The organism is Microbacterium sp. 13-71-7 (assembly GCF_002257455.1).
Classification (GTDB): domain Bacteria; phylum Actinomycetota; class Actinomycetes; order Actinomycetales; family Microbacteriaceae; genus Microbacterium.
Window position 1 is genome coordinate 1 of sequence record NZ_NCKN01000139.1, and the last position, 10,546, is coordinate 10,546.

Here is a 10,546-nt window from a genome sequence, read left to right on the forward strand (position 1 = left end):
CACGACGCTGCTGGACGCGGGCGTGACGATCCTCTCGGGTCACGGTCGCCTGGACGGTCCGAACGCGATCGTCGTCGCCACCTCCGTGGACGGCACCGAGTTCGACCGCGTCGAGGCCGACACCCTCATCGTCGCGGTGGGGGCGTCCCCCCGCGAGCTGGACTCCGCCAAGCCGGACGGCGAGCGGATCCTCACCTGGACGCAGCTGTATGACATGAAGACGCTGCCCGAGCACCTCATCGTGGTCGGCTCTGGCGTCACGGGCGCCGAGTTCGCGTCCGCGTACATGAACCTCGGCGCGAAGGTCACCCTGATCTCCAGCCGCGACCAGGTGCTCCCCGGTGAGGACCAGGACGCGGCGCACGTGCTCGAGAAGGTCTTCAAGCGGGGCGGCATGCAGGTGCTGTCCAAGTCCCGCGCCGACAAGGTCGAGCGCACGGCGGACGGCGTCACCGTGACCCTGTCGGACGGTCGCACGGTCGAGGGCAGCCACTGCCTGATGGCAGTCGGATCCATCCCGAACACGGCGGGGATCGGCCTCGAGGACGTCGGCGTCGAGCTGACCGCGTCGGGCCACATCCGCGTCAACAGGGTCGCCCGCACCTCGGTCTCGAACATCTACGCGGTCGGCGACTGCACGAACTTCTTCCCGCTCGCCTCCGTGGCCTCGATGCAGGGCCGCACGGCCGTGTTCCACGCCCTCGGCGACATCGTGATCCCGCTCGAGAAGCTGAAGATCACCGCCAACATCTTCACCGCCCCGGAGATCGCGACGATCGGCTTCTCCGAGAAGGACATCGAGGACGGCGTGGCCGACGGCATCGCCTACAAGCTGCCGCTCGCCGCCAACCCGCGCGCCAAGATGCAGGGGATCCGCGACGGCTTCGTGAAGATCATCGCGCGCAAGGGATCCGGCACGGTCATCGGCGCGGTGATCGTCGCCCCGCGCGCCTCCGAGCTGATCTACCCGCTCGCGATCGCCGTGGAGCGCCGGCTCAACGTCGACCAGGTGTCGCGCGTGTTCGCCGCCTACCCGTCGATCACGAGCAGCATCACCGACGCCACCCGCGCGATGCACCAGGTCTACATCGCGAACTGAGGGGGATTTAGCGCTGACCAGCCCGTCCGCGATGAGTCCGCAAGAGTGCCGAGAACGCTGTCCACGGCCTCCCGCGTACGGTCCGCAGAGTCCGGCCGATCCCGGATGATCGGCGCCTGGTCGGTCGGCGCGATCGAGTAGGACCCGTGCTATTCCTTCCACCAGTCCTGGGGGTCGCCGCCGCTGGCGACGAACTCCTGGATCAGCTCGTCGGTCTTGGCGTCCATCGCGAATCGTCCGCACATGGCCGCCAACCTCCGGCGCGTGCGGGAGAATGGTTTAGTTGATGTTCACCGAATCGGGGCCCAGCCCCGATCTACGAGATCCCCATCCCGAGTAGTGTCGGAGAGTGCCCGCAGGCGTTTCCGAAGGACGAGCCGTGGGCATCGCTGTATCGCTCGAGGCCGCGAGGTTCCTCGTGATCCTTGGATCCCTGGCCGTGGCGCCGGTGTTCGGCGTTGCAGGCTGGTACCTTGGACTCTTCGTCAACGTCTGCTGCGTGCTCTATGGGATCGCCGCGATCAGCGTGCTCGGCCTCTGGAAGCAGGAACGCGTCCTCCGCGTCAAGGCTTCCTGGCGCGCGCTGCTGTGGATGCTCCCGCTGCTCCTGGAGGGAACGTTGCGCTTTGCATTCGGGACTGTCTCGGTGCCTCCGCCAGGTCTCGCCTTGTGGATCGTGACGCTCGCGCTGGCGGCGCTGAACGAGGAACTCGTGAATCGAGCAGCCATCGTTGGCACGCTACGCCGGGCGCTCCGCCCCGTCACCGTCGCAATCATCTCGGCCACTCTGTTCGGCTTCGCGCACCTGTCGCTGTTTATCACTACGCCGACGCGGGACCCAGTCGATATTCTGCTCAACGTCGTCGCTTCCGCCTGTTTCGGTTTTGCACTCGCCGCCTACCAGGTGCTCTACCGCTGGATCCTCCCGCTCGTCGTCGCCCACGGCTTCGCGAACGCGAGCGTTATCCTCGGCGGCGGCGAACTATCCACCCTCGGTGAAGGGCTCATCTCGGTCGCCTACGTCGCGTTCGGTGTCCTCCTGTTTGCCTTCGGGAGACCTCATCACAAGGCTTCCCACTGAGTGCGCCAGCTTGATCTGATACCGGCTTCCTCCGGACGCAACAGTCTTAACACGTCAACGCAACCACTTGATTGCAAGAGGCTTCGTTGTCATTGCAGTCGGAGATGTCACGCCTTCTCATGCTCCTGCGCGTCGATCCACGCCTCCACGTCGGCCGGCCTCCAACGCAGGTACTTCCCGACCTTGATCGCCGGCGGCCCATATTCCGGGTGCAGGGTGCGCCAGTAGTAGATCGTCTTGACCGGGACGCCAAGCTGAGCAGCGACGTCTTCGATCGAGAGGAGGTGTCCGCGAGCTCGGTTGACCATCGTCTCGGTCTGCGGAGGCGGCGCCGAGGGATCACGGTGATTCTCCGCATACTCGGCAGCAGCGAGGAGCGCTCGCGCCAAGTGGTCAGCTATCTCACGGATGGTGCGTTCACGAGGATCCATGCGGCCCGACTCTAAAGTGCACTGCTCAGACTTGGTCCGTGAGCATCACCCTCAGCGATGGCGAGGTCATCTACGACGAGCTCTTGTTTCGGCGCTGGCTCGAGAGCACGGTCTCGCTCGAATGGGTGTCCGGACCCGGCTACGCCAACCGCCGCGTGGTCACGGCCGATCGGCGATACATCTACCACGACGCGGACCTTGATCGGCTCCGGCGCCGCACCTACATCAACGAAGCGCGACTGCAGGAGGTCATGCCCGATGTTCCGCTGTGGCGGATCCGGGACCTGCGGTTTCGTGGGGCCGGGCCGCGGTTCCTCAAGCCCACCGCAAGGCTCGTCGTGTACATCGAAGAGGAAGCGGCCGACTGGGTGGCGAACGTCCCCGACTACTCCGACCCGGAGCCGCGGGTCGATCACTGGAAGACGGCGCCTCCGTACACCCCGGCGCCGACCCTCTGAGGTCCGCAAGTCCGCAGAAAGTCCGCAGAAGTGCCAACCATGCACACCTCGCCCCAATCAACGACAACACTCGAATCGACGGGCTGACCAGGCATAACCACCATGCCCAACGTCATCCAATCATTGCCAACACTCGCGGGCGTAGTACCAGGTCTACATCGCGAACTGACGCGGAGACGACGAAGAAGCGGCGCCCCCTTCCGGGGAGCGCCGCTTCTTCGTCGTTCGGCCCTTCGGGGCCTCAGCGGTCCGTCAGCTGATCGTGAGGAGCTGGTGTCCGGCCGACACGGTCGCGCCGGCATCGGCGTTGATGTTGCCGATCACGCCGTCCTTGTGCGCCTGCAGCGGCTGCTCCATCTTCATCGCCTCGAGCACGACCACCAGATCGCCCTTGACGACCTGCTGGCCCTCTTCGACGGCGACCTTGACGACCGTGGCCTGCATCGGCGACTTCACCGCATCGCCGGACGCGCCGGCGTTCACGGTCTTGGCGTGGCTGCGGCGCGACGGCGGGACCGCCGCGGGACGCCCACCGGTGCCGACGACGGACGCGGCGACGCGGTCGGGAAGGCTGACCTCGAGGCGCTTGCCTGCCACCTCGACGACGACCGTGTGCCGACCCTTGGGCTCGGCCGCGGCCTCCAGCTCGCCGTCCCAGGCAGGGATGTCGTTGACGAACTCGGTCTCGATCCAGCGCGTGTAGACGCCGAAACGGCCGTCCTCGGCGGTGAAGGCGGGGTCGTTCACGACCTTGCGGTGGAACGGCAGCACGGTCGGAAGGCCGGAGACCTCGAACTCGTCGAGGGCGCGCCGCGAGCGCTCGAGCGCCTCTGCACGGTCCTTGCCGGTCACGATGATCTTCGCGAGCAGGGAGTCGAACGCGCCGGAGACGACATCGCCCGCGGTCACGCCAGAGTCCAGGCGCAGGCCGGGACCGCCGAACGTCTTGAAGACGTGGATCGGACCGGGCTGCGGCAGGAACCCGCGGCCCGGGTCCTCGCCGTTGATGCGGAACTCGATCGAGTGGCCCTGCGGGGCGGGGTCGTCGTAGTCGATGGTGCCGCCGGCCGCGATGCGGAACTGCTCGCGGACGAGGTCGATGCCGGTGACCTCCTCGGAGACCGGGTGCTCGACCTGCAGGCGGGTGTTCACCTCGAGGAAGGACACCGTGCCGTCGGCGCCGATGAGGAACTCGCAGGTTCCGGCGCCGACGTAGCCGACCTCCTTGAGGATGGCCTTGGACGCCGAGTACAGCAGGGCGTTCTGCTCCTCGGTGAGGAACGGCGCCGGCGCCTCCTCGACGAGCTTCTGGTGCCGGCGCTGCAGCGAGCAGTCGCGCGTCGAGATGACGACGACGTTGCCCTCGGCGTCGGCGAGGCACTGCGTCTCGACGTGGCGCGGCTTGTCGAGGTACTTCTCCACGAAGCACTCGCCGCGGCCGAAGGCGGCGACGGCCTCGCGGGTGGCGGACTCGAACAGCTCGGCGACCTCGTCGAGCTCGCGCGCGACCTTGAGGCCGCGCCCGCCGCCGCCGTAGGCGGCCTTGATCGCGATGGGCAGGCCCACCTTCTCGGCGAACTCGACCACCTCGGCGGCCGTCTCGACCGGGCCGGGGGTGCCGGGGGCGAGCGGCGCGCCCACCTTCTCGGCGACGTGACGCGCGGTGACCTTGTCGCCCAGCGCCTCGATGGCCTCGGGGGAGGGGCCGATCCACACCATGCCCGCACCGATCACGGCACGGGCGAACTCGGCGTTCTCGGCGAGGAAGCCGTAGCCGGGGTGCACGGCGTCGGCCCCGGCGCGGCGGGCCACCGACAGGATCTTGTCGATCTGCAGGTAGGTGTCGGCGCTCGTGGATCCGTCGAGGGCGTAGGCCTCGTCGGCCAGGCGCGTGTGCATGGCGTCACGGTCCTGGTCCGCGTAGACGGCGACGGAGGAGAGACCGGAGTCGCGCGCGGCGCGGATGATGCGGACGGCGATCTCGCCGCGGTTGGCGACGAGCACCTTGGCGATGGCAGGCATGAATGTCAGCCTATCGACAGCGCGGCCGATATTTTTGACGACTCTCCACAAGAATCGGCGCGGAACGCGTCCCGGATCCTACGAAGCGGATCCCCGGGGCGTCGACTCAGGAGGAGGGCGGCACCGCGTTCCACAGGTCGGTCCAGCGGATCCCGAGCCGTCCGGCGAGGTGCCGGAGGGTGGACAGCGACATGCCGACGACCGTGGAGGGGTCGCCGTCGACCCGTTCGATGAAGGCGCCGCCGAGGCTGTCCACCGTGAAGGCGCCCGCGACGAGCAGCGGCTCCCCGGTGGCGATGTACCGCTCGAGCTCGGCGTCGTCGATGTCCGCGGCGAACGTCACGGCGGCCTCGGCGACCGCGTGCGCCTCCTCGGCGGGCGCGCCGGGGCGCACCAGGATGATGCTGTGCCCGGAATGCAGCACGCCGGTCCGGCCGCGCATGGCGTGCCAGCGCGCCAGGGCCCGCTCCGGCGTGTGCGGCTTGCCGTGCACCTCGCCGTCGAGCTCGAACATGGAGTCGCCGCCGATCACGATCCCCTCGAACCCCGGGTGCGTGTCGTGGATCCGCGCGGCGACGTCGGCGGCCTTCGCGCGCCCGAGCAGCAGCACGACCTCCTCCGGCGCGAGTTTCCGGCCGAGCCGGTCCGCTTCGGCGGCGGCGACCGCGTCCTCGTCCACATCGGGGCTCAGGCACAGCGGTTCGATGCCGCTCTGCCGCAGGAGGGCGAGCCGGGCGGGCGAGGTGGAGGCGAGGCACACGCGCATGAGTCCACGCTAGCGGTGCGGCGGATCCTGATCCGGCGGCGGGTGGGCGCCGACGTCTGGGATGATCGAGGGGTGACCGATTCCCACGCGTCCGAGGGCGCCCTTCTCGACCTCGACGTGACCGCCATCGCGCACGGCGGCGTCTTCATCGCCCGGCACGAGGGACGCGTGGTGTTCGTCTCGGATGCGATCCCCGGCGAACGGGTGCGTGCGCGACTGGCCGACCCCTCGTCCGGCTCAGCGGGCGACGGCGCCGACAAGCGGTCGTTCTGGCGGGCCGAGACCGTCGAGGTGCTCGACGCCTCGGAGCACCGGCGCCCGCACGTGTGGCCGGAGGCCGACGTGTCGCGAGCGCCGGAGCAGCGGCCGGGAGGCGCGGACCTCGGGCACATCGACGTCGCGCACCAGCGCGTGCTCAAGCGCCGGGTGCTGCAGGAGGCCCTTGATCGCTTCGCCGGCGGGGGCATCGACGCCCCGGAGGTCGAGGCCACGGGAACGGACGAGAACTGGCGCACCAGGGTCACCCTGCACGTAGACGACGAGGGGCGCATCGGCCCCTTCGCCGCGCGCAGCCATCGCGTCGTGCCGGTCGCCGCGCATGTGCTGGCACGGCCCGCGGTCGACGCCGCGGCGCGGGAGCTGCGCGGGCTGCCCGAAGGCCGGATCGAACTCGTCGAACCCGCCGACGGCGAGGTGCGCCGCGTGCTGCGCACCGAGGCAGAGCGCCTCGCACACGGGACCAGGGGACGGCGCGGGCCGCGGCGCCCCGCTCCCGAGACCATCGTCGAGCGCGTCGGCGAGCGGTCCTTCACGCTCGACGCCGACGGGTTCTGGCAGATCCACCCGGCCGCCGCGGGGCTCCTCGACGGCGCCGTCGCCGAGCTGCTCGACGGGCGGGTCGATCCGGACGCCGCCCACCTCGACCTGTACGGCGGCGTCGGTCTGTTCTCCGCCACGCTGGCGCGGCTCGGCGCACGGCGGATCACCACCGTCGAGTCCTCCGCTCGCGCCACCCGGCATGCGGCCGCGAACCTCCGCGATCTCGGCGTGCAGGCGGTCACCGCGCGCGTGGACCGCTTCCTGCGCGGGGGCGGCGAGGCGACCGAGGGCGTGGCGGGCGGCACCGTGATCCTGGATCCGCCCCGCTCCGGCGCAGGACGCGCCGTCGTGGAGGACGTCGCCGCACTGGATCCGGCGGCGATCGCCTACGTGGCCTGCGACCCCGTCGCGCTTGCCCGGGATCTCGCCACGTTCCGCGGCCTCGGATTCGAGCCGCGGACACTGCGCGCCTTCGACCTGTTCCCGCACTCCCACCACCTGGAGACCGTGGCGCTGCTCACACGGTGAGCCGGGCCGGGCGGACCGCCCCCGGCCGAAGAGGAGCGTGGACCCGCCGGGCCACGGGATAGGGTGAGACCGTGAGCAGCGTAGCCCTGATCGACGACCACGAGTCCGTTCGTCTGGGACTCGCCGCCGCGCTCGAGCGGGCGTCCTTCGACGTCGTCTTCGCGGGCGCCGGCGTCGCCGAGTACCTCGATGCACGAAGCCGCGCGGGCAACGCCCCCGCCGACGTCGTGGTGCTCGATCTCACCCTGGGCGACGGCACCACCGTGACCGAGAACGTCACCCGGCTCGTCGCCGACGGCTCCAGCGTGGTCATCCACAGCGTGGCCGACCGCCCGGTGTCGGTGCGCGAGGCGCTCGCCGCAGGGGCGGCGGGCGTCATCAGCAAGTCCTCGCCGCTGGACGACGTGATCGCCGCCGTGCGCACGGTCGCGCGGGGCGAGGCGCTGAACAACGTGGAGTGGGCGAACGCGGTCGACGGCGACACGGCGTTCGCGGACGCGCAGCTGTCCACCCGTGAGCGCGAGGTGCTGCGCCTGTACGCGACGGGACTGCCGCTCAAGGTCGTGGCGGAGCGGCTCGGCGTCGCCTATTCGACGGCCAAGGAGAACATCACCCGCATCAGGGTCAAGTACGTCGAGGTCGGGCGCCCCGCACCCACCAAGGTGGACCTGCTGCGGCGTGCGATGGAGGACGGCATCGTGGAGACGGCGCAGGAGGATCCGCAGGGTGTCGCCTGAGCGGAGCGGGCGCCGCGGGGGACCGGCCGCGGTGAGCGCGATCCCGGCGCCGCAGCCGAGGGGCTGAGCGCGTGTCGGCGGATCAGGGTCTCAAAGAGGCGTGGGAGAAGATCCCCACGCCCGGCGAGGTCGGCCAGGAGCTGGAGCGCTTCGCCGGACGGCGGATGGAGCGCATCATCGCGATCGTCGTCGGAGTCGGCGCGCTCGCGCTCGGCACCCAGGCGCTCGTGAACGCCCTCGTCAAGATGCGGGTCGTCGATGCGCCGCACGTCTCGATGATGGCGCTGGTGTTCGTGCCGTGGCTCGCGATGCTGGTGTCCTGCACGCTCGGACGCGGGGTGCGTCTCACCGCGGGGATCTTCTTCGTCGCCTACCTCGTCGACCTGCTGCTGTGGCCGTTCGTGGCGACGCACAAGAACCTCGTCCCGACGGACCAGCCGTGGATCTTCTTCCTCGTCAACGTGGCCGGCGTCGCGGCGGTCGTCGCCTTCCCCCTCGGCGTGCAGGTCGCGTGGGCGCTCGTCGGCCCGTTCGTCTACGGCGCCGTGCGACTCGTGCAGGGCGACTTCGGAGCGGACTTCTGGATCGTCACGGCGTTCGACGTCTCCTTCACGCTGATCCTCGGGCTCGTGCTGGTCGCGCTGGGCTGGATGTTCCGATCGGTCGCGAACGGCGTCGACGACGCCAGGGGTCGCGCGGTCGCGCTCTACACCGCGGCCGCCTCCGCCGAAGCGGTCGAGCACGAGCGCGTCGCCGTGGCGGCGCTCATGCACGACAGCGTGCTCGCCGCGCTGATCGCCGCCGAGCGCGCAGGGACCGACCGGGAGCGCTCCCTGGCGATGGAGATGGCGAGGGAGGCGCTGACCCGTCTCGCGAACGCCGAGGCCCCGGCGCAGGAGGGCAGCGACGAGCCGGTCGAGGTCGAACTGCTCGCCGAGGATCTGCGCCGCGCGGTGACGCAGATGGGCCTGACGATCGAGGTCGAGCAGTTCGGACACGGCGCCGTCCCCGACCGCGTCGCCCGCGCGATGGCCCTCGCCGCGCGGCAGGCGATCGGGAACGCGGTCGCGCACGCCTCCGCCCGCGGACTCGCCGTGGTCGTCGAGGGACACGGCGACACGGGGCTCACCGTCAAGGTCAGCGACACCGGTCACGGGTTCGACCCGTCGCAGGTCGGCGCCGACCGACTCGGGATCCGCGCGTCGATCCTCGCCAGGATGGCGGCGGTCGGCGGCAGCGCCACGATCGACTCCGACCGTCGAGGCACGGTCGTCACGCTGGGCTGGTCGCGGACATGAGGCTCACCGTCCGGATGGTGGCGACCGGGCTCGCGCTCGTGTTCGCCTGCTACTTCTCGGCGAGGGCGCTGTGGTGGACGTCGCCGCCGCCTCGCCCGCTGCTGGTGCTGCTGGCGGTCGTGATCTACCTCGTGTCGTTCGCGGTGATCGCCATCGTCGGGGCCGCCCGCGTGGTGAAGATGCCGCGCTGGGCCGCAGGTCTCGCGCTCGCGTCCACGATCGCGATCCCGCAGCTGAGCAACCTCGGCCTGGATCCCGGGGCGCTGCGCGCTCCCTACGCCACCTGGTACATCGGCTCCGTGGGACTGATCGGCGTGGTCTGCATCGTGCGCCGCCGCCCCCTCGCGGGGTGGCTGGTGCTGTTCCTGCTCACGATCGCGTCGACGCTGTGGATCGGCTTCCTCGACGCGCTCGGCCTCGGGCTGGTCGGATCCACGGTGTGGATGGTGATCGCCCAGCTGCTGGTCGCCTTCTGGCGACGCGCGGTGCGGGACACCGATCGTCTGGCGGGCATCCAGCAGGCGGCGTCGGCCTGGCAGGCGACGCAGACCGTCCGTCAGCGCGAGCGCCGCGAACGCGTCCAGTACGCCCTCGCGGTCGCGGGGCCGATCCTCTCCAGGGTCATCGCGACCCGGGGTGATCTGTCCGTCGAGGAGCGCCAGGAGGCGCATCTCGCCGAGGGGCGGCTCCGCGACGAGATCCGTGGCGGAGAGCTGCTCAACGAGCGCGCCCGCGCGGCGATCGAGACGGCGCGTGCGAGGGGCGCGACCGTGACCGTGTTCGACGACGGCGGGCTGGAGGGTCTCGACGAGCAGACCAAGGGCCTGATCCGCGAGGAACTGGCCGATGTGCTCGCGGACTCGTCCTCCGCGCGGCTGATCATCCGCGCTCCGAGGGATGCGCGGATCGCGGTCACCGTGGTCGGACGCTCCGCCGCGGGAGAGTCCTCCGACGAGGACTCGGTCGAGCTGTGGCGCGAGATCCCGCGCTCGCACGAGGCGTGATCCTTCCGCGGATCCGCATGCGCTGACCGGCACGCCTGCCGCGCTGCGAGCGGCAGACGATCGGCCTGCGAAAGGCGGGCCGGCAGCCTGCGAACGGCAGGCATCTCTCCGCGGAAGAAGGTCCGTGGGAAGAGAAAGGGCGAGGGGCGGCGAAGCCGCCCGCCCCTCGCCAGGTGCGGAACAGTTACCCGAAAACTGCCCGCAGAGACCGGAGATCGTCTACCTACCCTGTGGCAGAGATCCGGTCGAACGCGAAGCGTTGCAAGAAAGAGTCTTCCGGGTTGCAAGAGTGATGTCTGTAGG

Annotated in this window: 10 protein-coding genes; 7 read left to right on the plus strand and 3 right to left on the minus strand. The window is 70.3% G+C overall.

All coding sequences use genetic code 11. The features are described from left to right. Together B7X32_RS13460 and B7X32_RS13465 are read left to right on the plus strand one after the other, a co-directional pair. The coding region (locus B7X32_RS13460; protein WP_292720479.1) for an NAD(P)H-quinone dehydrogenase at window positions 1-1,099 on the plus strand (1,099 nt) is incomplete at its 5' end. 379 nt (window positions 1,100-1,478) lie between these two features. Beyond that, on the plus strand, window positions 1,479-2,180 hold the full coding sequence (locus tag B7X32_RS13465) for a CPBP family intramembrane glutamic endopeptidase (protein WP_292720481.1): 702 nt from the start codon (window positions 1,479-1,481) through the stop codon (window positions 2,178-2,180). A gap of 107 nt (window positions 2,181-2,287) precedes the next feature. On the opposite strand, the gene B7X32_RS13470 is transcribed toward B7X32_RS13465, so the two are convergent. After that, window positions 2,288-2,611 carry a helix-turn-helix domain-containing protein gene (locus B7X32_RS13470; protein WP_292720484.1) on the minus strand — a complete coding sequence of 108 codons (324 nt, stop codon included), beginning with the start codon at window positions 2,609-2,611 and terminating at the stop codon, window positions 2,288-2,290. Between the two features lie 38 nt (window positions 2,612-2,649). On the opposite strand from B7X32_RS13470, the gene B7X32_RS13475 reads away from it, so the two are divergent. Next, window positions 2,650-3,069, plus strand: a complete 420-nt coding sequence (locus B7X32_RS13475) for a hypothetical protein (protein WP_292720488.1) — start codon at window positions 2,650-2,652, stop codon at window positions 3,067-3,069. A gap of 252 nt (window positions 3,070-3,321) precedes the next feature. On the opposite strand, the gene B7X32_RS13480 is transcribed toward B7X32_RS13475, so the two are convergent. Then, window positions 3,322-5,091, minus strand: a complete 1,770-nt coding sequence (locus B7X32_RS13480) for a biotin carboxylase N-terminal domain-containing protein (RefSeq protein ID WP_292720490.1) — start codon at window positions 5,089-5,091, stop codon at window positions 3,322-3,324. A gap of 106 nt (window positions 5,092-5,197) precedes the next feature. Beyond that, window positions 5,198-5,857: a Maf family protein gene (locus B7X32_RS13485; RefSeq protein WP_292720492.1), complete on the minus strand. Its 660-nt coding sequence runs from the start codon at window positions 5,855-5,857 to the stop codon at window positions 5,198-5,200. Between the two features lie 72 nt (window positions 5,858-5,929). Here B7X32_RS13485 and B7X32_RS13490 point away from each other — a divergent pair, with 72 nt between their 5' ends. The 4 genes from B7X32_RS13490 to B7X32_RS13505 all read left to right on the plus strand — a co-directional run bounded on the left by B7X32_RS13490 (window position 5,930) and on the right by B7X32_RS13505 (window position 10,243). Continuing rightward, window positions 5,930-7,204: a TRAM domain-containing protein gene (locus tag B7X32_RS13490; RefSeq protein WP_292720495.1), complete on the plus strand. Its 1,275-nt coding sequence runs from the start codon at window positions 5,930-5,932 to the stop codon at window positions 7,202-7,204. Window positions 7,205-7,275: 71 nt separating this feature from the next. Continuing rightward, window positions 7,276-7,941, plus strand: a complete 666-nt coding sequence (locus tag B7X32_RS13495; RefSeq protein WP_292720498.1) for a response regulator transcription factor — start codon at window positions 7,276-7,278, stop codon at window positions 7,939-7,941. A gap of 71 nt (window positions 7,942-8,012) precedes the next feature. Beyond that, complete coding sequence (locus B7X32_RS13500; RefSeq protein ID WP_292720500.1) at window positions 8,013-9,239, plus strand: ATP-binding protein; 1,227 nt, start codon at window positions 8,013-8,015, stop codon at window positions 9,237-9,239. Beyond that, window positions 9,236-10,243 (plus strand): hypothetical protein, encoded by a 1,008-nt coding sequence (locus B7X32_RS13505; protein ID WP_292720503.1) that lies wholly within the window; start codon window positions 9,236-9,238, stop codon window positions 10,241-10,243. The genes B7X32_RS13500 and B7X32_RS13505 overlap by 4 nt, the downstream gene beginning before the upstream one ends. Window positions 10,244-10,546: the final 303 nt, after the last annotated feature.